This window comes from Rhodococcus koreensis, from assembly GCF_017068375.1.
GTDB lineage: Bacteria > Actinomycetota > Actinomycetes > Mycobacteriales > Mycobacteriaceae > Rhodococcus_F > Rhodococcus_F koreensis.
This window is the reverse complement of record NZ_CP070611.1, coordinates 183,280-207,801: the sequence shown is the minus strand read 5'-3', so window position 1 is coordinate 207,801 and position 24,522 is coordinate 183,280. Positions and strand designations below refer to the sequence as shown.

Below are 24,522 nucleotides of genomic sequence, written 5' to 3'. Positions count from 1 at the left end.
GAGAAGCTCATCCTGATCTCGGACGGGCTCGTGGCCCACTGATCCAAGGCGATGACCGCGTGGCTGGCCACCCAACGCGACTGGCTCCACCTCGAACGCCTCCCTGCGTATCCGCCCGAGCTCAACCTCATCGAACAAGTTTGGGGCAATATGAAATCCACCGAATTGGCCAACCTCTGCCCCGACATCCTCGGCGAGGTCCGCATCGCGGCCCAAACCGGCCCGACCCGGATCGGCTCGAACTACGCCCTGTGCGACAGCTTTCTCGACTACACCGGGCTTTCCTTATGATCGGTGCTCACTCAATTACCGAAACATTCTTAATTACGGAGATCATCGTACCTGCTCCCGACTCTATCTACGACCACTAAACTAATGACGTAGACCATTGCACCGCAGCGCGTACGGCGCTAGCGCACCCTGGCGATGGAACGGCGAGCGTGTCCGCATCGGCGGCATTGTTGCGTGCCGTTCTTGGCATCTGTGGCGGGTGACAACGTAGTTGATACTTGACCGTCCGATTCGAAAGTTCATCCCCATTTTGGCGGGCTCCGCTTAAGGCGGCGATCGGTGCAGTTTCAATGGTCGTCGTCTGTGTCACGAGTCTAGGCCCGTCGGTCCCGAACGCCGCTCTAGCGCAGAAGAACTAACCACAACCGTACCTCTGATCGTTACTACATTGTTCATCTCGGTCGTTACGGTGTAGACGATTTTCGCCGATTCTTGTTCCTTGCAGGTGACATGACCTTCGCATATGAGGTGTGAGCCTAACGGTGTGGGAGCGGTGAATCGTGAGCTCAGAGAGTGGATCTGGTCAAGTGGGCACCAAGACGTCACCCACCGGCCGACAAATGCCATAGATAGCATCCCTTGAGCAATCACCTCGCGATGACCCGCAAGCTGCGCTGCCGCATCACTGAGGTGAAGCGGATTGTTGTCCCCGGATGCCTGAGCGTACTCAGACAACATGGATCTGGTGACCGGTCCGAAACGTCCTATTGGGACTAGAAAATGGTCGGTCATCGACTGTCCTGCCTACTCTTAATCAGCCAAGTGCATTCAGACGTGGCGACCATGTCGTCGCCGCGTTGGAAGGTGTTTAGAGTGACGAGGTAGGTCATGGCTCCCTTAGAACCAGCATCAATGATTCGGCGATGAACCTGAATCGCGTCGCCCGCGTAGACGAGCGAGCGAAAGTGAAACGCTTGTTCTCCGTGGAGGACCATCGCGGTGTCGAGACCAAGTTCGCGGATGAAGCGAAGACTGTCTCGATTATCGATCTCCAACGTGATCAGGAACGTAGGCGGAGCGGGGATGTCCTTCATCCCGAGCTCCCGAGCGACCGCGACATCGAAATACATCGGGTCGTTTTCACCGATGACGGAAGCGAACTCACCGACAATCTCTCGTGTCACTTGACGATCGAAGCCTTCGAGCTGCCGGCCAATGAAGTGAGTCAGTTCGGTAGACATCTCAATGGATCTTTCCGAGGTAGGCAGCGCGAACATCGGGCGAAGTCCGCAATTCATCAGCTGGCCCGCTGATCGTGATTAGTCCCTGTTCGAGCACATTGGCATGCTGCGCGAGGCCCAAGGCATCGTCAGCCATCTGCTCGATCAAGAAAATTCCGGCGTTCGTCTCGTCTGCGATCAGTTGGATCAGGCGGAAGACTTCCTGCGTCAGCTTGGGGCTGAGGCCGAGCGACGGTTCGTCGAGCAACAGATATTTGGGTGCCGAGGCGACGGCTCGAGTCAGTGCGACCATCTGTTGTTCGCCGCCGGACAGATGGCCGGCCCGCTGGCTCCAGCGATCTCGGATGATGGGGAACGCGTCGAGGAGCGTCTCGACGTGCTGCGTCGATGCCTTGCCGCGTCCCGCAGCCGCGTAGGAGCCCATGCGGATGTTTTCCGCAACGGTCAGCTTCGCGAACAGCCGCCGACCTTCTGGCACCATGACGATACCGGCGCGAGCTCGCTGGGCCGCGGACAGCTTCTGGACGGGTTTGCCGTCGAGGATGATGGACCCAGAACGGCAAGTCAGCAAGCCGCACACGGTTCGCGCCAACGTCGATTTGCCTGCGCCGTTCGACCCGATCACCGCTGAAATACGGCCGGGTGCCAGTTCCACATTGATCGACTCGATCACCGTCGCCCTGCCATAACCGGAACTGACATCTTCAACGATTAGGCTCATCCCTGGCTCCCTTCGGTGAGTGATTCCGCTGGCGGAGAATCGGCCGCCCCGAGGTATACCGCCATCACCGACTCGTCGGATAAGACGTCCGATGCAGTTCCATGGGCGATGACGGTCCCCTGCGCCAAGCACGTCACCTCGTCCGCCACCGTCGAGATCAGATCCATGTGGTGCTCGACAAGAATCATGCCGAGACCATCGGCACGAAGGTCCGTCAACAAGCGCCCCAGCTCCATGACCTCGGTCGAGTTGAGCCCGGCGGCTGGCTCATCCAAGATCAGAACCTTTGGTTGACTTGCGAGCGCTCGAGCAATTTCCAGTGCACGCGCCTTGCCGTATGCCAGGCTCCCGGCGAGGACATAGGCCTCGTCGAGCAGACCCACCCGTCGCAGCAACGCAGTCGCCATCCGCTCGAGTTCGACCTCTCGCCGATACTGAGCGCGTGGCTTCAACGCGGCCCTCCACCACGACAGCTGGCCTGTGTCAGCAAATCCCGCCTTCACATTCTCAAGTGCGGTGGCCGAACTGAAGAGCTGTGGAGTCTGGAACGTTCGGGCAAGTCCCTTCCGCGCGATCTGATCCGGGCGGCGGCCCGCAATATCGACCCCGTCCAGGAGGATCGAGCCGCTGTCGGGACGATATGCCCCACTCACCAAATTCGCTAGCGAAGACTTGCCGGCCCCATTCGGTCCGATCACACCGTGGATGCTTCCCGGTCCTACGCGGAGGTCAACTCTGTTAACTGCCAGCAACCCTCCGAAGTGCTTCGTTGCACCGGCCACTTCCAACAGGGTCCTTGTTTCGGCTTCATCGACGTTGACAGCCAAGAAGCTAGACGGTGACAGCGGCTCAGTGGGCAGTGGGGGTGCCGTGAGTTGGGTGAGGTTTCGGCGCGTCCTCTTGGCCGCGAAGTCCGAGATCGTTCCTACGACTCCGCGCGGGAGTATGAACAGTGCTGCGATGAGAATCAGGCCGATAATTCCAGGTGTGGACAGGTACCACTGGTCACTCAAATATTGACGCTGTAATTCTGTAACCCCGTCCAGCACCTCTGAGCGTTCCAGCCACACGACGATCACGGCGCCGACAGCGGGCCCGATAACGGTGCCGCTGCCTCCGAGGATGACGGCAAGCAAGATGGTGATTGAGAAGAATACGTCAAAAGACTCCGGCTGAAGGTGGGCGAACAGCAGGGCGTAGAAAATGCCGCCGAGACCTCCGAGTGCGCTTGTGATTCCCAGCGCAGCGACTTTCCGCTGAAAGACGTGAACACCTAGATGCGAGGCGAGCATGTCACTCTCGCCGACAGCCCTGAGCGACCGACCCCATGATGACAGGCTCAGGTTCCTATACAACACCAGCGCCACCACGGTTAGTACCAACACCAGCACGAGTACCGAGGCGAACTCGCCACCAAATAGGGGCGGCACGAAGGAAAATCCCAAGACGGTCGCCTCGGGAAGGAGGCCAGTTTGGTGCTGCAGGGTGTTCGGATACCCCGACGCAGCACCGAGTTCTGGCCACTCCACCAGGACTTTGTGAACTAGCACCGCCAGGACCAACGTGATCATCGTGAATTGTGGACCTCGCAGGCGGGCAGTTCCTAGGGCAACGACCACACCGACAACAGCACACACGATCAACGTGATGGGAACGGCTAGCAGAGTCGGCAGTTCACCTTTAAGCGAGAGGTAGCCGAAGACATATGCCCCGACGGCATACATCGCACCCTGTCCTAGCGAGATGAGACCAGCAAACCCCGAAACCAGGTTCAGTCCCACTGCTGCCACGACCATCGCGGCCATCAGGCCTATTAGTTGCATGTGAGGAATTGATGTCCCTTCGCCGCTCAGGCCTGGAGTCAGCGCGAGAAAGCAGACGAGGGCTAGGGCGATGACGAACAGACCGTCTCGACGCTGCGGCGAGACGTCAGACCAGCGTGCGAGTATTTTTGTCGCACCCAGAAAGCGCGTGTTCATTGGGTGTTCCTTCGTGCTCGTGCTCGTCTCGGGACCGAGCTTTGTGTGTCCAATTTGCGGGCTGCTGCTGGGGTCAGAGCTTCACGTCTACTCGCCGTCCCAGCAAACCTTCCGGGCGGAACATCAGAACGGCCAGGACGATTAAAGAGGTTTCGGTAATTGAGTGAGTGGTGATCATAAGGAAAGTCCGGTGTGGTCGAGGAAGCTGTGGCACAGGTCGTAGTTCGAGCCGATCCGGGTCAGGCCGGTCTCGGTCGCGGTGCGGACCTCGTCGAGGATGTCGGGGCAGAGGTTGGCCAATTCGGTGGATTTCATGTTGCCCCAGACTTGTTCGATGGGGTTGAGCTCGGGCGCATACGCAGGGAGGCGTTCGACGTGGAGCCAGTCGCGTTGGGTGGCCAGCCACGCGGTCATCGCCTTGGATCGGTGGGCCATGAGCCCGTCCCAGATCAGGATGAGCTTCTCCCCGGCGAAGTGGGCGCGCAGTTCGGTGAGGAACTCGATGAGCTTGTCGGTGTTGTAGGCGCCGTCGGTCATGGAGAACACGAACGCGCTCTGGCTGCGATCGGGCCGATACGCCAGTACTCCGGCCATGGACATGCGCTTCCAAGAGAATCGGTGATGCAGCACGGGTGTGAGGCCTTTGGGCGCCCAGGTTGCGCGGACGACCGGCAGCAGCGACACACCACTTTCGTCCTGGAAGCAGATCCACGCACCTCGGCGCCGCGCTATTTTTTTATCCGCGGCCACTCATTCTCGCGCCAGGCGACGATGGCGTCCTCGTCGCGTTCGACTGCCCGACGTGCGGGCCGCTGCCGGCTCCACCCGAGCCGGGTTCGCAGGATCGTCCACGTCTGAGTGGGTCCGTAGGTCACGCCGGTGAGCCGCTCGATCACGATCGCGACCCGGCCTAGGGTCCACACCCCGGTCGCGAAGCCATGCGCTTGGGGTCCTTTGAGCAGTTCCTCTCGGATCGCCTCGATCTGGGCGTCATCGAGGCGGGGTCGGCGTCCAGCGCGACCGGCACCTTCCAAAGCCTCGTTGCCCCCTTCGGTCCACTGTCGATGCCAGCGTGAGGCGGTCTGCTGGGAGACTTCCAACTCGACCGCGACATCGACCTGTCGTCGTCCTGCGGCGAACATCTCCGCCGCCCGCATCCGCCGGTCACGCATGGCTTCGAGATCCCGGCGACCGCCGCGCTGCTTGACTTTCCGGGCATCCGAGCTCTCACCCGAACCGGTTTCCTTCCCTGCCATTCATCAATGATCAAGCAGCACGGTGTGAATCCCGTGCAACGACACACCCTATTACCGAAACATCTTTAGAAGTCCGGAGACTTCGCCCCACATGACACCGGCGGATTCGCCGACCGCGGCGGTGACCAGCCCGTAGATCCCGCCGCCGAGGAGCGGTCCCCAGAGAGAGGTGAGACCGCCGATGATGCCCGCCGCGAATGCGCCCACAAGCAGGGGCTCGCCTAGTTGCGGCGAGACGCCGACTTCGGCCGCCCACAGGACGCCTGCCAGAGCCACCACCGACATGGCTAGGCCGTAGGCAATCATTCCGATCCGCTTGGACGAGATGCCCATGAGTGATGCCGCTTCGGCGTCTTCTGACACGGCTCGCATGCGGGTGCCCAGCCCGGTCATTCGTGTCACCATCACCAACGCAATAGTGACAAGGACCGCTGTCACGGCGATGAGGCCTTGTTGGGACGGAAGGCGGACCCCCAGGAACTCGACGACTTCGTCCATTCCACCGTAGTTGAGCGGCTGGCGCAGCACACCTTCGCCGTTGGTGGTCATATTGATGATGATGAAAGAGAGACCTACGGTCGACAGGAGCCACCGCGTGTCGTTGTGACCGGAACTGAAGGGCAGCACAATCAATCGATAAGTCCATGCCCCCAGTACACCGACAACAGCGATCACAAAAACGATCTTCCCCGCGGACGGGAGCCAGCCCCATGAACTGATTGCCAGCGCGAGGAACGCGGCGACAACCATGAATTCGCCGAGTGCGAAGTTCAAGGTGTTAGTGGTCAGGAAGGTGAGGACGAAGCCTTGGGCAACAAGGGCAAACAAACCGCCCGCGGCCAGTCCCGATACTACGATCTCCACGAGATTCCGATCCCTCAGCAGCCGCGCGTGGTGCAGTCAGCGACTGTGCCATCTGTGACGATGTTGCCCTCCGGCGTGTCGTCGAATCCCATCACATGCCATTTGGAGATGTCGGCATCGTAGAATTCGCCGTCCCCCGGCGCAAAGGGAGTGTCATAGGTTGATCCCTCTACTTCCACGGTATGGGCCGATTCGATCGCGTCTCGGACCGCCTCGCGATCGGCGCCGCCGGCCTTCAGCCCTTGGCCGTAAGCGTCCAACGCCGAAAACACGTTGTACACAACGGTAGGCAGCTGGGGCTCTTCACCATAGGCCGACCTGTAGGCGTCGAGCACCTTCCTGAAGTTCGGGCTGTTCAAGTCTTCACGTTCAACGAACTTCAAGCCTTCCCACTCGTCAGGCTTGGACAGCTCCCGGTAGTTCGCGAGAACGTTGCTGGTGGTCGTCTTGCGCGGCGGGTCGAAGCCCACGACCTTCATATCGCGGGTAACGGTGGCGATGTCGGACCCAGATGTGAAGTTGAAGAACACCGAGTTCACGCCAGCATCACGGAGCCGTTTCGCTCCCGCGGTGAAGTCTGTGGCCCCGGGCTGCATCGACTCTCCCACCACCTCCACGCCGAGCTCTTTGCCCAGTTCTTGATACTGGTCCACTGCGGCCTGCCCGAAAGCGTCTGCGGCATAGGCGATACCGACCACGGGCTTTTTCCCATCGACATCAGAGAAGACCACCTGGCTGTTGACATCATTGAGCACTGGTCCGGCCCACTGCGTTCTGAACGCAAAATTCTTATCGCCGGCGGTCGGGACCAGGTCTGCATTGCTTGCTGACACTAAGAGGTACGGACGTTGGGAGCGGGCGATCACCTCAGCGATTTGCAGAGCTGGAGCCGACGTCGGAGGACCGAAAATGGCGTCGACATCGTCTTCATTCAGAAGCTTCTGCACGGCGCGCGAGGCGCCTTCCGGTGAACCGGCGTCGTCGGCGTAGACGAAGTCGAGTTCGAGACCGTAACGCTCCTCGATTATCGGCGTAGCAAGCTCGATCCCGCGCTGAGTGTCTTGGTAGAACTGCGGGGCCGGCCCCGTCTTCGGGCCGATGACGCCGATCGTGGCATCGCTGTCGGCCGAGGACGACGACTCCGAGCCCGAGCTGCCGCAGGCGCTCGCGATAAGCATGGTGGCCAGGGTTGGCACCATCCATCGTGTGTGCATATTGCTACTCCCTTAGCCGTCGACGCACTTGGGCGCCGCACAGTGTGTGATGCCGCTCACTCCGCGACCATGAAAACCTATAATCGTGATTCATCATTGTCAATAGACGGGAATCCCCAACCGCCGAAGAGCCGTACGGGTACGCAAACCAGGCCTGGTCGCACCAGAAATCCGGAGCGCGACCAGGCCGACAGATCCCCTTATCGGGGTGCTGGCAGGAAGAGCGCGCGCTCTATGAAGGCGCGATAGCCCTTCAGCACAGCAGCACGTGACTCACCGATGGGTCCCATGCTGGAGAGATACACCTTTGCGTAGTAGCTGCGCGCGGCGAGCAGCGCGATGGCTATCCCTTCCAGCTCGTCAGGCTCATAGCCTACGATTTCGCCTCGTTCGACCGCTCGATTCAGCGTTCTCACGTAGCCGTTGACCACTCTGTCGAAGTAGGCGGCATTTCCAGCTGGGGCCTGAACGTTCGCTTCGTCCACGACACGAGCGAACCAAGGATGGTCTGCCACGAAATCGAGGAACGCCTGCATCCTCTGCATCTCCCGAACCAGACCGACCGAGTCCTTGTCCACATGCTCCTGGATGAAGTTAAGCATTCGTTCGGCATAGGTCGGCAGAACGACGTCGAACAAGTCTTGCCGCGTCGCGAAGTATCGATAGAAGGTCCCTTGAGAAATACCTACGTCTTCGACGATGCGAGCCACCGACGCCTCGGAATAGCCACGATCTCCGATGATCCGTGCTGTGCTCTCGATGATCCGTTGACGCATTGCCGAGATCCGTTCGGGATTCCGCTTATAGGGTCCTCGTGCCACGCTCGGGTCCTCTCATCGGCAGCACCACAATGCGTACCGTGTAGTGGTTCACTTCCCTACCTGCACGACCACTTTTCCGGTGATCGCACGACGATCAAGCATGTCAAGTCCGTCGGCGGCCTGATCCAGTGGTACCACGGACGTGATACTAGGCCTCAGAGTCCCGGCCACGCACCAGTCGAGGAGCTGGGCCATGAGCGTTCCCAGACGCTCCGGCCGGACCTTCAAGTATTCACCGAGAGCGGATCCAATCACCTTCGCTTGCTTCACCAGAACCACATTGTTAGGTAGCGGGCCTACGCCTGCCGCGAATCCGACCAGCACATATCGCCCCTCCAGGCCCAGAGCACGAGCAGCCGGATCGGCATACGGACCGCTCACCGGATCGACGACGACATCTGCCCCGCCTTCTCCAACAGCTTCGGCGAACAGGCGCCGAAGCTCTCGGCGATCGGGCGCGTCGTCGCCGGTGCCCGAATATGCCAATCCACGGACCGCCCCGCCCGCCAGAGCAGCCTCGACCTTCTCGTCCGTCGAACACGCGGCCACGACCTCAGCCCCCAACTGTGTAGCGATCTGCACGGTCGCGAGCCCGATCCCCGCGCCGGCGCCGGTGACGAGCACACGCTGACCCGAAGTCAGGTGCGCCCGGTCCTGCAAGGCATGAAGCGCGCTTGCATACGCGATGGGCAGGACAGACGCTTCTTCGAACGAGACCTCGCTGGGGATACCGATCAGGCCCGCCGCCGGTAGGACGATCTGCTCGCGCAATCCCCCCGAGCCCGTGATTGCGACGACTCGATCACCAACGGCCAGATCACGTACGCCGTCTCCCAATGCCTCGACGACCCCAGCGACCTCGCCGCCGGGTGAATAGGGGCGAGCCACCTTGTCTTGATAGAGGTCGCGCATCATGAGCAGATCGGTCGCGTTGAGCCCGACGGCGCGAACCGAGACGCGCACCTCGCCCGGTCCGGGCAGCGGCTCGGGCAGATCGAGCCATTGCAGAGTCTCTGGGCCGCCGGGCAGGAGTGATACCAGGGCGCGCATTCTCAGCCCTGCCGCTCTGACGGTGACATAGCCGTCGGAACGCTCGGCCAATCCACCGGGCGAGGCCATAAACCGGAGTCGGACATCGAAACTGCCTCGTCCCGGGAGAGCACTTCAGCCGAGGCCTCCGCAGTCGACTTTGCACGCTGCCGCTGAAGCTCGAGCCGTCCGATCTGGTTCCGATGGACCTCGTCAGGGCCGTCCAGAAGTCTCATCGACCGCGAATTGGCGAGCATCGAGCTCAGCAGAAAGTCATTCGTCAGGCCAGCACCGCCGAAAGCCTGGATGGCCCAGTCCACGACCTGCTGCGCGAGCGCGGGCGCGGCAACCTTGATCATCGCGATCTCTTGGCGCGCCTCGGAGTTTCCGACGGTGTCCATCATCCAGGAAGCCTTCATGGTCAGCAGCCGGGCCTGTTCGATGCGGATTCGAGCTTCAGCAATCCGCTCGAGCGTCACGGTCTGTTCTGAGATCATGCGGCCGAAGGTGCTCCGACTATCGACACGTTGGCACATGCGCTCGAGAGCTCGTTCGCTCAGGCCGATCAGACGCATGCAGTGGTGCATGCGACCGGGCCCCAGCCGACCCTGCGCGATTTCGAACCCCCGCCCCTCTCCCAGTAAGATGTTCTCGGTCGGAACACGGACGTCGTCGAACCAGACCTCACACGCGCGGTCAAGGTACGAGCCGAGCACAGGCAGCGCCCGAGCAACGTGCACGCCAGGTGCATTGCGAGGTATGAGGATCATGCTCTGCTGCCGGTGACGTTCCGCATCAGGGCTCGTCCTGCCCATGAAGATCATGACTTCGCAGTTCGGATGGGTCGCACCACTCGTGTACCACTTCCGCCCATTGACGACGTAGTCGTCTCCGTCACGGACGATGGAACTTGAAATGGCCGTCGCGTCGGACGACGCCACGTCCGGTTCCGTCATTGCGAAGGCTGAACGGATTTTTCCTTCCAGCAACGGTGACAACCACCGCGCTTTCTGTTCGTGAGTGCCGTACTTGTGCAGGACCTCCATATTTCCCGAATCTGGGGCCGAACAATTGAACACCTCCGCTCCGAACAAGACTCGCCCCATAATCTCCGCGAGCGGCGCATACTCCATGTTCGTCAATCCCTGCCCATCGGGGGTCGCGGGCATGAATAGGTTCCACAATCCGACACTCTTGGCCTCTTCTCGCAGGCCAAGGAGTGTCGGGTAGAGGGCCCAAGGCCCCAACCGCTCGATCTCTTGATGCACTGCCCGTTCAGCCGGATACACGTGCTGGTCCATGAATGCGCTTAACCGCTGCTGAAGCGCTCGACTGCGATCGGTGTGTCGCAGATCGATATCCGTCTCTGGAGAGCGTGTCACGGTGGTGCCTGGGGATCTCAAAATATGTCTCCTCCACTCAGCGGGCTCTGATGCGTACTAAAAGGTTCTGATGCATACTAGATCAAAAGATGAACTGGCGAATCACCGTTACTGTTCTAGATCGAAACGGAGAATCCTTCCCATGTCGGCACAATTGCCCCTCGCCCGTGTCCGAGTACTGGACTTTTCGACCCTGGTGCCCGGACCGCTGGCCAGTCTGCTCCTGTCCGACGCGGGCGCCGATGTTCTCAAGGTGGAACGCCCCGGCGTCGGGGACGAGATGCGCATCTTCGAACCCTGTGACTTCGAAACCCTGAATCGCGGCAAGCGCAGCATCGCGATAGATCTGAAGGCTCCTTCAGCAACAGCTGCGCTCGAGCCGTTGATCGCGCAGGCCGACGTTTTGATCGAGCAGTTCCGCCCCGGAGTGATGGACCGACTGGGCCTTGGCTACGAACGCGCCCGCTCACTCAACCCGCGCATCGTCTATTGCTCGATCACCGGATACGGACAGAACGGCCCGCTCGCATCCAGGGCCGGGCACGATCTGAACTATCTGGTCGACGCCGGCCTGCTCGCTTCGGCACGACGTTCACAGTCACAGGGCGTCCCCCATCTTCCGCCGACACTGATCGCGGACATCGGAGGCGGGACGTATCCGGCTGTCGTCAACATCCTCCTGGCGCTCCGCTCGGTCGAGCAGACCGGGCAGGGGAGCCATCTTGATATCGCCATGACCGAGAATGTGTTCTTCTGGCACTGGTGGACTCGGACCCAGGTGGACGTCTCCGGAAAGTCGAGCGATCCAGGCACCGCCCATCCGGCCGGCGGCTCTCCCCGTTACGGGCTTTACGCGGCGGCCGACGGCGCAGTGGTGGCGCTGGCCGCCCTCGAGGAACGTTTCTGGCTCCGCCTGTGCGACATGCTCGCCATCCCTGCCGAGCTCAGGCCGGAGGACGCCGACGGGACGACCGTCCAGACGCACCTCGCAGAGCGGTTCTCACAACACGACGGTGCCCATTGGCGATCCCTCTTCGACGGTGTTGACGTGTGTGTCTCAGTCATGACCACACCGGAAGTCGCCTTCGCCCACCCGCACTGGGCGGCTCGAAAGACGTTCGAGGAGACCGCAGGTACGGCTGGTCATCGTTTTGCGGCGATCCCCAGTCCCCTCCATCAGGGGTTTCGACGCACCGACGAACGATCGGCTCCGGGGCTCGGAGCATCTGATCCAGACTTCAGGGTTTCGGACCCCAGCCAGCTGGACCGCGCCGACGGCGGGAACGAGCTGTGACCTCAAAGCAGGCTGAGGGTGAGGTGCGCCTATCAGTCACCGGCCCTATTGCCACCCTCACGATCGATCGGCAAGAGACACGCAATGCCCTGAACCTCAGTATGTGGCTCGCGATCCCTGGCCTGATCGCGCAAGCCGAGGCGCACCCCGAGGTGGTTGCCTTGGTCATTCGCGGAGCCGGGAACGAAGCTTTTGCAGCTGGAGCAGACATCTCCGACCTACGATCAGCACTCGGGGATCCGCTGGCTGGGCGGGGGTACATCGATGCCGTCGCGTCGGCGGAGTCGAGTATCGCGCGCTGCCGACGAGTGACGATCGCGGGTATCAACGGCTTTTGCATCGGTGGAGGGCTTGAGATCGCCATGGCCTGCGATCTGCGCTTTGCCACCGACACCTCCACATTCGCCACGCCGCCCACGAGCCTCGGCGTCGCGTACAGCGTAGATTCCACGCGTCGGCTGATCGAGCTCGTCGGAGTCGGCGCGGCCCGGGACCTGCTCTTCACGGCTCGCCGAATCGACGCGTCGACCGCACACCGCCTGGGGCTGATCGACAGGGTGTTGGCGGCGACCACCTTGGACGAGGAGATCGTCGAGTACACGAGCCAGCTGGCCAAGCAGTCGCAGTACGCGATACGGCTGACAAAGCTGGTGATCTCACAGGCACTGGACCGTCCGGTCGAGTCCGCTGCGCTTCGGCAGCTGCGGGTTGACTCGTTCTCCGGCTCTGATCTGCGAGAGGGGATTTCCGCATTCGGTGAGCGCCGACGGGCTACGTTCACCAGCCGGCTGCTCAGCTGACCACTTCAGACCTGGGTTCGACGCAATTTGTGGGTTCTAGAGGTTCTGCGGAGCTGAAGGAGCAGGTCATTGAGCTGCATGGGGCGGAAGTCGAAATATCCCTAAAGACGCGAATATTCGATTCATCTGCACTGGCCTGGACTCTGCTCGTATGGTCTAGAGCTGTACGTGAAGACGACGAAGCGGGAGAACAAGACCGCCACGTGCGGTACCTGCACCTGGCCCACAACGAGTGGGACCCGGCCAGGGAGCGGGCGGTGCTCAGGGTGCTGCTGTTCACGTTCGGCCGCGAGGACAAGCTCGGACGGTCCCAGCGTGGCCGCCGGGACGTGACCGCCACCGAACGGGTGCTGTTCGCCCTGGTCGCCAACCGGGCGCTGGCACCGTCGTTCAAACTCGCCGCCGCGGACTGGAGCAGCCACGACGTGCACATCGACGGGCTGGCCGAGAGCGGCGAACAGCCCTGTTACCGGTCGATGGACAGGCTGCACGAGGTAACCGACGACCTGGAGAAGCAGGTCTTCGACAAGGTCGCCACCTGTTGAACCTCGATGTGACCCTGCGTTTCTTCGACACCAACCAGCACCTACTTCGAGCTGGAGGAGGCCGACGAGCCCGTCGCCCGTAACGACGCCGGCCGCCGACTGGGCGACGGCCCCGAGCGCGGTGACGCGAAGCAGACCGGGTTCCGCACCTACGGCAAGTCCAAGGACTCCCGCGACGACCTGCCGCAGATCGTCATCGGCATGGCCGTCACCCTGGATGGCATCCCGGTGCGCTGCTGGTGCTAGCCGGGCAACGCCTCGGATCAGACGGTGATGCGCAGGTCAAGGACGAGATGCGGGACTGGACCCTGGCCACGATCGTGTGGGTGACCGACCGCGGCTTCTCCAGCGAGGAGAACAGCCACTACCTGCGGCAGGGCGACCACGCCTACATCCTCGGGGAAAGCTCCGCTCCGGATCAGCGGGTGAAGGCCGCCCCGTCCCGCCCGGGCCGCTACCAGGACGTCGCCGAGAACATGCGCGTCGAGGAAGCACGGATCAGCGACACCGATCGGTTCGTGATCTGCCACAACCTCGAATCGGCGGTGCGCGACAAGCACATGCGCACCCAACTCGTCACCCACCTGCAGGAGTTGATCGCCGACACCGACACGCTCAGCGACTTCAAGCGGGGCGAGGTGCGCGGGAAGATCGCCGACAAGCTCGGACCGAACCGCCACCTGCGCACCACCGGCGCCGGCAAGCTCCGCATCGACCACGCCAGGATCAAGGCGGAGGAGAACCTCGACGGAAAATACCTCCTACGCTGATCGGACCCCAAGCCCAAGCGTCGAGGACATCGCCCTGGGCTACAAGCAGCTGATGGAAGTCGAGCGCAGCTGGCGGACATGAAGCAGATCCTCGACCTGCGGCCCATCTACCACCGGCGCGAGGAACGCATCCGCGCCCACGACATCCTGTGCTGGCTCGCCCCTCCTACTCATCCGCATCATCGAGACGGTCAGGGCGTCGCGGATGCGACCCGGTCGACGAACGCCGACTGGTCAATTGCCGGCACGTTCTGCCAGGTGTCTACCGAGCTTCGCGAGTTGCGGCATCGACGAGATCATCTGGCTCGCGTGCGGCGACGCTGAGGTACCGTTCTCGATCCGCGCTCGAATGCCGTGCATGATGGCGTAGAGCCGAAAGGCGTTGAACGCCAGGTAGAGGTCCAGGTCATCGATGCCTTCACGCGCCGTCCGCTCACAGTACTTCGCCACGTACTCAGCCTCTGTGGGTATCCCCAGCTCTGCGAGCTGATCGACCGAACGGGCACCCAACCCACCGGCGAGGTCGCTCGGCAGATGATACATCAACGCGTTGTAGCCGAAGTCAGCGAGCGGATCACCCAAGGTGGCAAGCTCCCAATCGAGAACCGCAACGACCCGAGGCTCCGTGGGATGGAAGATGAAGTTGTCGCACTTGATGTCTCCGTGCGTGATTGAGACACGCTCATCGGTAGGCAATCTCTCGCGGAGCCAGCCCTGCAACCAGTCGATGTCTGTGTCGCGCTCACCAGACCCTGACTCGTACTGCCGGGACCATCGGTTCAGCTGACGACGCAGATATCCCCCTTTGCGCCCAAAGTCGCTCAGCCCGACGGCATCAGCGTCCACAGAATGCAATGTGGCCACGACTCGATTCATGTCGTCGAACATCATGGTTCGGTCACCAGGGTCAAGCGCGGGCATGCTGCTGTCCCAGAAGATCCGTCCTTCCACGTGACCCATCACATAGAACGCCGTGCCAATGACGGCTTCATCCTGAGACTCGGCCAGGATCTTCGGGACCGGAAAACCGGCGCCGTTCAGCGCCATCATGACCCGTGCCTCCCGGTCAACGGCATGAGCCCCCGGCAGCAGCTCACCTGGCGGCTTACGCCGCAGGACGTAGTCAGCATCGGGTGTACTCAGCAGATAAGTCGGATTTGACTGGCCCCCACGGAACTGCGTCACCTTCAGGGGGCCCGCGAAGCCACTCACGTTCGACTGGAGCCACTGGGTCAATCGAGACTCATCGAACCGATGCTGTTTACGCACCTCCCCTGTTCCAGAGTTCAGCTGCTGGCGATCTGCGTCGGACGCGGCAGTACTCATCGGCTGTCATCCGAGGTACGCAGGCCGCCCATAGTCCTCAAAACTCAACTCGGCACAGGGCCGCAGGTAGACCGGGTGTCTCGACGCGCGCTTTGAACACGCCGGCTCCGCGGTCGGTGTCGAGACCTTCGGAACCGGAAACAATGTAGACATCGCGGAGATCATCGCCGCCAAAAGTCAAGCTCGTCACCATCGGGACGTCGATCTGAATCGACGCGACACGCTCTCCATCTTGGTTGAAGCAGCCGACCTGACCGCTGTGCGGCAGAGCGACCCACACATTTCCTGCGGCGTCAACGGCGAGTCCGTCAGGTTGTTCGCCGTCCCCCGCCGTCACGAAGGATCGCTTGGGACCAAGCCCGCCTCGGTCGTCCACGTCATACACGTTGACGGTCGAACGCAGGGTATCGGCGTGATAAAGAAGCGAGCCGTCCGGCGAAAATCCGAGCCCATTCGTGAGCAGAACATCTTCTGCCACAATACGTGCCGAACCATCGAGATCGATGCAAAAGAGCTGACCTGGCTTATCGACATCCCGTGATTCTGAAGCAACGAAGGCCAGCGAACCCACATACAGGCGACCGTGGGTATCCACCGTCAAGTCGTTGTATCCGACGACACCGTTGGACGGATCATTCTCACGCAACACATGAGTTGCTGTGTCATCGCTGCTGACAAGCCCCTTGACCGCCACGTTCCGGCCGCTGATCACGAGCCCGCCACTGGCGTGCAGGGCCATTCCGCCGATCCCGCGCCTGTGCTCGATCACCGTCTCGGTCGAGCCTGAGTCCGTGAAGCGAAGGACGCCCCCGGCGATGGCGTCGGCCGCGAGCAGACCCTCTGGCGTCCAGAGCGGTCCTTCCAGAAGGCCGTGGCCCGTAGAGATCTGTTCAGCTTGAATAGTTTTCATGACGTTCCGATCAGTGCTTGGTTGGAGGCTTGTTGGCAACATCGGTCTGGTCACGCAGTACGCGTTTCAAGGTCTTGCCGGTGGGGCCGCGAGGTAGGTCATCGACAACTGCGATCCACACGGGGACCTTGTAGGAGGCGAGACGGGAGCTGCAGTAGTCCTTCAGAACCTCGCCATCTGCTACTTCACCACTTCGAAGAACCACGTAGCCCACCGGGATCTCCCCGAATCGCTCATCGGGAATTCCGATCACCGCGGCCTCTGCCACCACCTCGTGATCCGTCAGCACTGATTCGATCTCGGCGGGGTAGATGTTCGCACCACCGCTAATAATCATGTCCTTGATCCGTCCGGAGATGTAGATGTTCCCGTCCTCATCGCGACGACCGAGATCTCCGGAGTGCACCCAGCCGTCGATGATGGTTTCCTTCGTGGCTTCGGGCCGGTTGAAGTACTCGATCATGTTGCTGGGGCTGCGGAAGGTGATCTCACCGACTTCGTCGATCGCGACCTCGGATCCGTGTGCGTCGAGGATGCGGATCTCGCTGTCCCCGATCGGGGGGCCGACTGAGTCGGGAACCGGCGAAGACCCGGGTGGGAATCCTGTCAGCGGGGTGCCCTCCGTCATTCCCCAAGCGTTGTAGATCGTCTTACCGGTAGCGGCACGCATACGCTCCACCAGGCTCCACGGCAGACTCGCTGCCGACGAGACACATGCCCGCAGGCTAGCCAAGGACCCGACGCGATCGGACGGATTCGATTCGATCCATTCGCACACCATGACGTACATCGTCGGCACCCACATGATGACCGTGGCCTTGTAGCGGTCAATCGCCTGGATCGCCTCTGACGGGTGGAAACGCTCTTGCAGGACAACTGTCGCGCCGATGGCGATGTGCCCCATCGCGGCGATCGTCGAGTGCATGATGAACGCGAGCGACCCGTTGATGAGGATCGTGTCGTCCACCGTGGAGCCGACCCAGGTGGTCGTTCGGCTAAGCGTGGCCGCGACTCCCAAATGCGGAAGCACCGCACCTTTCGGGTGGCCGGTAGTGCCAGAGGTGTAATGGATCAGAGCAGGGTGCATGTCGTCCAAATCGACGACCTGGGGCCAACTGCTCCTCTCATCCTCGTCCCATGACCGAGCCTCAGGGTCAACCAGCACGTCGACCGGGATCGTTAGGCCATCTGGAACCTGAGGCAGGCTCTTGTCGTCGACGATGACCAGTACCGGAGCACAATCATCGAGGATGAAGGCGACCTCCGATTCTGACAAGGCTGGGTTGAGGGGAACCAGGGTTGCACCCCGTGCCAGACAGGCACAGTAGATCGCCAGCCACTCCGGACGGTTCGCGGCCAACAGCGCCACCCGATCGCCGACACCGACATCAGCTGCATCCAGCTCTGCAACCGCCTCTGAAACCAGAGTTCTGAAGGCACTGGCCGTCACACCACGATCTCGGAAGTAGATGATCGGACGATCACCAACGGCCGTCTCAAGCCCCACCATGAATTCAACGACGTTCATCCTCTAGCCCCTCTAGCCGTGCATCGTGAGGCCACCGGACACGCTGATGACCTGGCCCGTAATGAATGAAGCATCGTCGGTCGCAAGGAATACTGCTATCCCAGCGACGTCTTCAGGCTCACCCATTCGACGCATGGGCACCGCCTTGGTCATCCGCTCGAGAACGTGCTTGGCACTCGCATCGTCGCCATCGAGGGCTTCGGCCATCATTCTGGTCCGCGTAGGACCGGGCGCCACCACGTTCAGCGTGATCCCGTACCGCGCGACCTCCCTGGCGGCCGACTTCGTCAAGGCGATCATGCCTGCCTTACACGCCGAGTAGACGGCTTGCCCGGTGGATCCGACGCGTCCGGCATCCGACGAGATCGTGACGACACGGCCCCGGCCACGCTCGACCATCTTGGCGAGCACGGCGTGTGTCACATTGATCGGGCCCTTCAGGTTGATGTCGATGATCAGGTCACGATGGGCTTCATCATTGTCGAGGAATGGTTTCAGAGAGTCCCATCCAGCGTTGTTGACCAGGATGTCGATCGGGCCCAGGGCTGCCTCAATGGCATTGACGCCACTGATGACCGCAGAGTTGTTGCTGATGTCGGCCGCCACGATCGCAGTGGTCACACCAGTTGCCTCCAGCTCGGCAGCAATCGCCCGCGCCGACGCTTCATCGCGATCGATGATGCCGACTGACGCTCCGGACTCGGCCAGCCGTCTCACGATGGCTGCCCCGATTCCATTGCCCCCGCCCGTCACCAACGCCACCTTGTCCTTCAGCTGTCGAGTCATGCCAGCTCCCTTTGGATGAGCATCTTCAAGACTTCGCTGGACCCTTCGTAGATCTGCAAAATCCGCTGGTCCCGGTAGAGCTTCTCCACCATTCCGCCGCCAGCGAATCCGGCGCCACCGAAGATCTGCACAGCATCGCTGCATACAGACTCGGCCATCTCGGAGGCGAAAAGCTTGGCCATGGCCGATTCCCGTACCGAACGCACACCAGACTCCTTCAGAGCTGCCGCCCTCAGATACATCTGTCGTGCGACCTCGATGCTGGTTGCCATCTCGGCGAGCTTGAAGCCAATCGCCTGGTGCTGGAAGATCGGTTTGCCGAAAGTCGCCCTTTCCTTGGCGTATTCGAGTGCTAGGTCGAACGCTCGCTGCGCGACGCCGACGCTTTGCGCCGCGACTCCGATTCGGCTGGTATCCAAGCCGTCAAGGATGTTGCGATAACCCGTCCCCACCTCTCCCAGAACGTGATCATCGGTGAGTTCGAGGTCATCAAGGGAGATTTGGCAGATATCCATGACGCGGTGACCCATTTTCGGCTCGCGCCTGATCACGTTGTATCCCGGCATGTCGGGCCGGACAAGGAATAGCGTCAATCCGCGGACCCCTGCATCTGGATCGGTCGTCGCTAGCAAGATTCCTGCTCCCGAGGTCGCCCCGCCAGTGATCCAAACCTTTTCCCCATTGATGACCCAGCCGCCGTCTCGCCTAGTCGCCTTGGTGCGAATCTGGGAAAGATCTGAGCCAGCATGCGCTTCGCTCAGTAGCAGAGATATGTAGTACTCCCCTGCGACGGCCGGCTTGAGAAACTGCTCCTGCTGCCAAGGAGTACCAAGCTCGGCCAGCTTCGATCCGAACGGAAAGTTAGTCCCGCCAACCTGGTTGGCGATGGCGCAATCACCCTGGGCGAGCTCTTCGATCATGAGTGCCCATGCCGTCACTCCTGCTCCGGCGCCACCGAAGTCTGGATCGACAGCGAGGCCAAAGAACCCCTGCTCTCCCAGTCCCCGCCAGACCTTTTCGGGTACCTCACCCTCGCTCTCCCACTGCTGAATATGCGGCGAGATTTCGCGCGCCACATAGCTGCGCGTCACATCCCGTACCGAAAGCTGGAGATCCGTCAGCATGTGCACCTACTCACTTGAGGCATTATTCACCGTCGTTCGGCTCGTCAATTTGTATAATGGTGAATCACTATTGTCAAGATTAACGAAATGTCGTACGTTCTCATGAGCAAGGGGGCTCGCAACGAACGGCACCCCGCCTCTACAAGACACAAAGGACAAAACGGCATGCAGCCTCCCGTCTACTCGGCGCTTCAGATCTCTGTGTCGGAGCATGTCGCCACGGTCACGCTGCTCAACTCCGGTTCGAATCCATCGATGGGCGTGGCGCACTTCGAAGAGTTGCCTTTGGCATTTGCCTGGCTGGAAGACGACGATGATGTACGCGCGATCATCGTCCGTGGGGGTGAGGGCAACTTCTCATTCGGGCTCGACCTGGTCGACATGCATCCCTTGCTTGACCTAGCCAGGCCGGGAGCAAGCGCTAGCGAACGTCAGGCGTTCTTGCGTTCCATCATCGAACTCCAAACGGCATTTTCCAGCGTTGCCAGTATCAGCAAGCCGGTCATTGCCGCCGTGGACGGCTGGTGCATCGGCGCTGGAGTGGATCTAATCTCATCTGTCGATGTCAGGCTCGCAACGCAGAGCGCCAAGTTCAGCATCAGAGAGACCCGTATGGCCATGGTCGCCGACCTCGGCAGCCTTCAACGTCTTGTCGGGATCATCGGCGACGGGCACCTTCGCGACCTGGCGCTAACAGGACGGGACATCGCGGCCGATGAGGCGCAACAGATCGGCCTGATCAACCGCGCCTTCACCGACAGCGAAGCTCTGTATACGGCCGCAGCGCAACTCGCTCAACAGATGGCGAGGAACTCCCCTCTTGTGCTTTCTGGCATCAAGGAGGTGCTCGGCAATGAACGAGAGAGCCGCGTGAGAGCTGGACTCAGGTTCGTGGCCGCATGGAACGCGGCCTTCATGGCGAGCCAAGATCTCCTTGAGGCACGTAACGCATTCCTGGAACGTCGAACAGCAAATTTCACCGGTCACTGATCCTCGGCATGGCCGCTGCGGTCGACTTCGGAGAGTAGCTCTATCGCGTCTGACAGCCACGTCATCCAGTACGTCTCGAGCCCGACGCCGGCAAGCAAGATCAAATGTTGAATTTGTGCACTCGCGTCCGGGTGAGGATCGCTGAAGTCACGTTCGGCAATCTCCAGGTACTCCGCTCGTCGCTCCTCGTGAGCCTCGCGATGCAACCGCATCTGCTCCACGAGTGGTCCTGCCCCAACTACTGAGGCGGCTCGTAGTCGCACAAGCAGTGCATCCCGGCTCCGTTCGGGCTCCTCATACTGCCCGAGCCACGCGACCAGTGCCGAGCGCCCGGCCAGCCGCACCTCGTACAGCTTGCGCTTGCCTCGCGAAGGCGGTTGCGGAAGCGATTCGATGAGCCCTTCGCGTTCCAGCGTTGCCAGTTCGCGATAGATGCTCTGGTGGGTGGCCGACCAGAAGTAGCCGATTGATCTGTCAAAGCGCCGCGCCAGATCGAACCCCGACGACGGCCGCTCAAGCAGAGCGGTGAGTATGGCATGACGCAGCGACATATGCCCTCTCCAAGATCGGCGCGAACCCGACGGCTGAAAGCACGGTACCCGCAATCGTTTGACCCGCCGCACACGCTCGGTGCACCGCGGCCCCACAATGGGGCCGACGGCGCGCCCGGCGAGAACGGCGATCAGATTGCAGCGGCGAGAGTAACTCCCTGATGTATGGCTCGCTTAGCGTCCAGCTCTGACGCCACATCGGCACCACCTATCAGATGGGCCGTGACGCCGGCTGCATTCAGATCGGCGAGCAGACCTCGTTGTGACTCCTGACCTGCGCAGACGATCACGTTGTCCACCTCCAACGTCACCGGTTCTCCGTCGACCACCAGGTGGATTCCCGAGTCGTCCACGCGAACGTACGCCACACCGGACATGGTCTTGACGCCCCGAGCGGCCAGTTCAGCGCGATGGATCCACCCAGTTGTGACGCCGAGACCGGCACCGACTTTCGAGGCCTTCCGCTGCAGCAGATAGACCTGCCGCTCAGAGCTGTGAGGGTGCGCAGGCACCGCACCACCGGACGCCTCGAAGGTCGGATCAACACCCCAGTGCTCGTAAAACTTTGCCACATCGAGGCTTGCGGATGTTCCCTCTTGAGTGACGAACTCGGCTACATCGAAGCCAATACCTCCGGCACCGACGATGGCGACTCGGGTACCCAGAGATACCTCCTCGCGCAAGACCTGCAGGTAGGTCACGACCTTCGGATGGTCTGCACCATCGAGCTCAAGGGCCCGGGGAACGATTCCCGTAGCCAGGACCACCTCGTCGAAGTCCCCCTCGATCAGTTCTTGCGCGTCGATCCATGAGCCGAGTCGTAGGTCGACTCCCGCCCGCGGCAGCTCGGCACGGAAGTACCGGAGCGTCTCGTTGAACTCCTCCTTTCCAGGAATGCGACGGGCGAGGTCGAACTGACCGCCGACCGTAGAGGCAGCGTCATAGAGCACAACCCGGTGACCCTTCTGTGCTGCGGCCAAAGCGAACGCCATCCCAGCCGGTCCGGCACCGACGACGGCGATGTCCTTCGTCTTGCGTGTGGGCGCAAGATCAATCATCGTCTCGTTGCACGCACGAGGGTTGACGAGGCAGGATGTGATCTTTCCGCTCAGCGTGTGGTCAATACACGCTTGGTTGCACCCAATGCACGTGTTGATCCGCTCAGCCTGCCCGTCGCGAGCCTTCGCTACGAACTGGGGATCGGCCAGAAACGGACGAGCCATGGAGATCATGTCGGCCGCCCCACGCGCCAGCAGGTCTTCCGCGACGTCAGGCGCGTTGATTCGATTGCTGGCGACCACCGGGATGCCCACCGCAGCCTTGATCTTGGCGGTCGCTGTCGCGAACGCGGCGCGCGGCACCGAGGTCGCAATGGTAGGAACCCGAGCTTCATGCCAGCCGATTCCAGTGTTGAGGATGTCAACACCCGCCAGCTCAAGTTGCTTGGCTAGGTCGATCGTCTCAGCCAGCGTGGAGCCACCCGGAACGAGGTCCAGGATCGAGAGCCGGAACAAGACAAGAAAATCTTGGCCTACGCGTGCCCTGGTACGCCGCACGATCTCGAGTGCGAACCGCGCACGACTCTGAGCGTCGCCACCCCATTCATCGTCCCGTTCGTTTGTGCAGGACGCGAGGAACGTGTTGATGAGGTATCCCTCCGAACCCATGATCTCCACCCCGTCATAGCCGGCCTGACGAGCAAGTTCCGCCGCGTTGACGAAGTCTTCGATCGTGGCTTCGACCTCGGCGGAGTCCAGACCCCGCGGGACGAACGTATTGATCGGGGCGCGCAGCGGACTTGGGGCGACAAGCCGGGCGTGCTTCGCGTACCGACCGTAGTGAAGGATCTGCATGGCGATACGCCCGCCGGCGGCATGGACTGCCTGGGTGATCACTCGATGGGCCGTCACATCGTCCGAATTGGTCATTGCTGCACCGTCATCCCAAGGCCTGCCATCATCGTTCGGCGAGATGCCCCCGGTGACGATGAGCCCTACACCCCCCCGGGCCCTCTCGGCATAAAACTCAGCCATGCGGTCGAAACCGTCGGCCACTTCCTCGAGACCCAAGTGCATCGATCCCATGATCACTCGGTTCGGCAGTGTGATCAAGCCGAGATCGAGGGGCTCTAAGAGTCGGGGATAGTGGGTCATCAAAGATCTCCTGTGTTTGGAGTGAGTAGTTTCGCCTATTATGCACTAAGGAGCATAATGCAGGTTCGCATGCACAGAGACCTCTACGCCGCTCGAATGACCGAGATCGCTCGGCGCATCGCTGACGTTGCGACGCTCTCCCGAGCAATAGATCAGCCCTCACCTGCCACAGCTCCGAACTGGTTTCGCCCTGGATTCAAGAGCCGCGCCACTACGATGCACTCGGTCGACGACGAGCCGGACGTAGATTCCGTTCACGCACAATATGATCGGATGATCGACGCCCTGTCGGAGACAGTTACCGAAGGTCGCCGAGCGCCTCGACGCGGCACGGTCGGACCTGTTGGCGTTCACGGCTTTTCCGAAGCCGATTTGGAAACAGATCTGGAGCAACGATCCACGATCGATTAACCGGCCCTTGGGCGACATGATTCCGTCCGCGGCGTGAGATCCATGGCCAACGGCCGGGTGGGGCGCATGCTGCCGGTGTCGGCTCGATCGGAGAGGGCCAGACGATTGACCGTGCGGACGTGCACCAGCCCGTCGCCTCGCGCGCCGGCACCCGACGTCGACGCCATGGTGATGAGCACTGTAGCCGGGTTAGAGGATCCGTTCGCCCGCATCGGGTTGGCGGTGCTCCGCGGGGCAGGGTTGCGGGTCGGGGAACTGCTCGATCTCGAGGTCGGCAGCGTCGTCGACTACGGTCCGGCCGGGACCTGGCGCCGACATCCAGGCCCTCGAAACCGACGCCCGAGACCGCTGCTGGTCCGACGCGTCGGTCACCAAGGATGACGAGTACACCCCGCACCGATGCCCGAACCTCCGATCCGGGATAGGGGCAATGACGCACACAGTGCCAACCGCACGCCGACGTCGATGGTTACCAAAACCGAGAGAACAACCGGTTGCGCGTTCCTGGTTGGCATGCTGTACTTGTCCCCTGAAATACCCGATGACGAGCTTCTCCGCCATGCCGATCCTCACGGTCGGCGCCCTCGCAACGTCGT

23 protein-coding genes and 2 pseudogenes are annotated in these 24,522 nt (G+C 61.5%); 6 read left to right on the top strand and 19 right to left on the bottom strand.

Going from position 1 to position 24,522, the window contains the following annotated elements:
• Positions 1-51 precede the first annotated feature (51 nt).
• Positions 52-291 (top strand): transposase, encoded by a 240-nt coding sequence (locus JWS14_RS47520; protein WP_206017108.1) that lies wholly within the window; start codon positions 52-54, stop codon positions 289-291.
• A 306-nt stretch (positions 292-597) separates the two neighbouring features.
• Here JWS14_RS47520 and JWS14_RS52125 read toward each other — a convergent pair whose 3' ends face one another.
• From JWS14_RS52125 to JWS14_RS47465, 11 genes are all read right to left on the bottom strand, one after another.
• The gene (locus JWS14_RS52125; protein ID WP_133988291.1) at positions 598-1,023 is read right to left on the bottom strand and encodes a MaoC family dehydratase; all 426 of its coding nucleotides are present in this window, start codon (positions 1,021-1,023) and stop codon (positions 598-600) included.
• Positions 1,020-1,472: an FAS1-like dehydratase domain-containing protein gene (locus JWS14_RS47510; protein WP_164060209.1), complete on the bottom strand. Its 453-nt coding sequence runs from the start codon at positions 1,470-1,472 to the stop codon at positions 1,020-1,022. Before JWS14_RS47510 ends, JWS14_RS52125 begins: the two co-directional genes overlap by 4 nt.
• Before the next feature lies 1 nt (position 1,473).
• The gene (locus JWS14_RS47505) at positions 1,474-2,193 is read right to left on the bottom strand and encodes an ABC transporter ATP-binding protein (protein ID WP_133988293.1); all 720 of its coding nucleotides are present in this window, start codon (positions 2,191-2,193) and stop codon (positions 1,474-1,476) included.
• On the bottom strand, positions 2,190-4,172 hold the full coding sequence (locus JWS14_RS47500; RefSeq protein ID WP_133988294.1) for a branched-chain amino acid ABC transporter ATP-binding protein/permease: 1,983 nt from the start codon (positions 4,170-4,172) through the stop codon (positions 2,190-2,192). The genes JWS14_RS47505 and JWS14_RS47500 overlap by 4 nt, the downstream gene beginning before the upstream one ends.
• A gap of 174 nt (positions 4,173-4,346) precedes the next feature.
• Complete coding sequence (locus JWS14_RS47495; RefSeq protein ID WP_259376167.1) at positions 4,347-4,922, bottom strand: IS630 family transposase; 576 nt, start codon at positions 4,920-4,922, stop codon at positions 4,347-4,349.
• Positions 4,901-5,428 carry a winged helix-turn-helix domain-containing protein gene (locus tag JWS14_RS47490; RefSeq protein WP_241031894.1) on the bottom strand — a complete coding sequence of 176 codons (528 nt, stop codon included), beginning with the start codon at positions 5,426-5,428 and terminating at the stop codon, positions 4,901-4,903. The genes JWS14_RS47495 and JWS14_RS47490 overlap by 22 nt, the downstream gene beginning before the upstream one ends.
• A gap of 51 nt (positions 5,429-5,479) precedes the next feature.
• The gene (locus JWS14_RS47485; RefSeq protein ID WP_206017107.1) at positions 5,480-6,292 is read right to left on the bottom strand and encodes a branched-chain amino acid ABC transporter permease; all 813 of its coding nucleotides are present in this window, start codon (positions 6,290-6,292) and stop codon (positions 5,480-5,482) included.
• Between the two features lie 14 nt (positions 6,293-6,306).
• Positions 6,307-7,491: an ABC transporter substrate-binding protein gene (locus JWS14_RS47480; protein ID WP_206017106.1), complete on the bottom strand. Its 1,185-nt coding sequence runs from the start codon at positions 7,489-7,491 to the stop codon at positions 6,307-6,309.
• Positions 7,492-7,706: 215 nt separating this feature from the next.
• The gene (locus tag JWS14_RS47475; protein ID WP_133988297.1) at positions 7,707-8,282 is read right to left on the bottom strand and encodes a TetR/AcrR family transcriptional regulator; all 576 of its coding nucleotides are present in this window, start codon (positions 8,280-8,282) and stop codon (positions 7,707-7,709) included.
• Between the two features lie 93 nt (positions 8,283-8,375).
• Positions 8,376-9,377: an NADPH:quinone oxidoreductase family protein gene (locus JWS14_RS47470; RefSeq protein ID WP_164060213.1), complete on the bottom strand. Its 1,002-nt coding sequence runs from the start codon at positions 9,375-9,377 to the stop codon at positions 8,376-8,378.
• Between the two features lie 2 nt (positions 9,378-9,379).
• The gene (locus tag JWS14_RS47465; protein WP_133988463.1) at positions 9,380-10,714 is read right to left on the bottom strand and encodes an acyl-CoA dehydrogenase family protein; all 1,335 of its coding nucleotides are present in this window, start codon (positions 10,712-10,714) and stop codon (positions 9,380-9,382) included.
• A gap of 166 nt (positions 10,715-10,880) precedes the next feature.
• Here JWS14_RS47465 and JWS14_RS47460 point away from each other — a divergent pair, with 166 nt between their 5' ends.
• The 3 genes and pseudogenes from JWS14_RS47460 to JWS14_RS52120 all read left to right on the top strand — a co-directional run.
• Entirely contained in the window at positions 10,881-12,032 is a 1,152-nt protein-coding gene (locus JWS14_RS47460) for a CaiB/BaiF CoA transferase family protein (protein WP_206017317.1), read from the top strand.
• A complete protein-coding gene (locus JWS14_RS47455) occupies positions 12,029-12,832 on the top strand; it encodes an enoyl-CoA hydratase/isomerase family protein (RefSeq protein WP_133988299.1) in 804 nt (267 codons plus the stop codon). The genes JWS14_RS47460 and JWS14_RS47455 overlap by 4 nt, the downstream gene beginning before the upstream one ends.
• Positions 12,833-12,994: 162 nt before the next feature.
• Positions 12,995-14,370, top strand: a pseudogene (locus tag JWS14_RS52120) (IS1634 family transposase); the annotation flags it as partial.
• 11 nt (positions 14,371-14,381) lie between these two features.
• Here JWS14_RS52120 and JWS14_RS47445 read toward each other — a convergent pair.
• Genes JWS14_RS47445 through JWS14_RS47425 form a run of 5 tightly spaced genes read right to left on the bottom strand, consistent with a single transcriptional unit; the run spans position 14,382 to position 19,821 of the window.
• A complete protein-coding gene (locus tag JWS14_RS47445) occupies positions 14,382-15,473 on the bottom strand; it encodes a phosphotransferase family protein (RefSeq protein WP_206017105.1) in 1,092 nt (363 codons plus the stop codon).
• Positions 15,474-15,510: 37 nt separating this feature from the next.
• Positions 15,511-16,383, bottom strand: a complete 873-nt coding sequence (locus tag JWS14_RS47440) for an SMP-30/gluconolactonase/LRE family protein (RefSeq protein WP_164060214.1) — start codon at positions 16,381-16,383, stop codon at positions 15,511-15,513.
• A gap of 10 nt (positions 16,384-16,393) precedes the next feature.
• A complete protein-coding gene (locus JWS14_RS47435; protein ID WP_133988302.1) occupies positions 16,394-17,911 on the bottom strand; it encodes a class I adenylate-forming enzyme family protein in 1,518 nt (505 codons plus the stop codon).
• Between the two features lie 12 nt (positions 17,912-17,923).
• Positions 17,924-18,697, bottom strand: a complete 774-nt coding sequence (locus JWS14_RS47430; RefSeq protein ID WP_206017104.1) for an SDR family NAD(P)-dependent oxidoreductase — start codon at positions 18,695-18,697, stop codon at positions 17,924-17,926.
• A complete protein-coding gene (locus JWS14_RS47425) occupies positions 18,694-19,821 on the bottom strand; it encodes an acyl-CoA dehydrogenase family protein (protein ID WP_133988304.1) in 1,128 nt (375 codons plus the stop codon). Before JWS14_RS47425 ends, JWS14_RS47430 begins: the two co-directional genes overlap by 4 nt.
• Before the next feature lie 165 nt (positions 19,822-19,986).
• On the opposite strand from JWS14_RS47425, the gene JWS14_RS47420 reads away from it, so the two are divergent.
• Positions 19,987-20,811, top strand: coding sequence for a crotonase/enoyl-CoA hydratase family protein (locus tag JWS14_RS47420; protein ID WP_133988305.1), 825 nt, complete (start codon positions 19,987-19,989; stop codon positions 20,809-20,811).
• Here the strand turns inward: JWS14_RS47420 and JWS14_RS47415 are convergent.
• Both JWS14_RS47415 and JWS14_RS47410 read right to left on the bottom strand, forming a co-directional pair.
• Positions 20,805-21,362, bottom strand: a complete 558-nt coding sequence (locus JWS14_RS47415) for a PadR family transcriptional regulator (protein WP_169693675.1) — start codon at positions 21,360-21,362, stop codon at positions 20,805-20,807. The two genes, JWS14_RS47420 and JWS14_RS47415, sit on opposite strands and share 7 nt — an antisense overlap.
• A gap of 131 nt (positions 21,363-21,493) precedes the next feature.
• Positions 21,494-23,515 (bottom strand): NADPH-dependent 2,4-dienoyl-CoA reductase, encoded by a 2,022-nt coding sequence (locus JWS14_RS47410; RefSeq protein ID WP_206017103.1) that lies wholly within the window; start codon positions 23,513-23,515, stop codon positions 21,494-21,496.
• 210 nt (positions 23,516-23,725) lie between these two features.
• Here JWS14_RS47410 and JWS14_RS47405 point away from each other — a divergent pair.
• Positions 23,726-23,918, top strand: a pseudogene (locus JWS14_RS47405) (transposase); the annotation flags it as partial.
• 197 nt (positions 23,919-24,115) lie between these two features.
• Here JWS14_RS47405 and JWS14_RS51365 read toward each other — a convergent pair.
• Entirely contained in the window at positions 24,116-24,244 is a 129-nt protein-coding gene (locus JWS14_RS51365; RefSeq protein WP_259376166.1) for a hypothetical protein, read from the bottom strand.
• Positions 24,245-24,522: the final 278 nt, after the last annotated feature.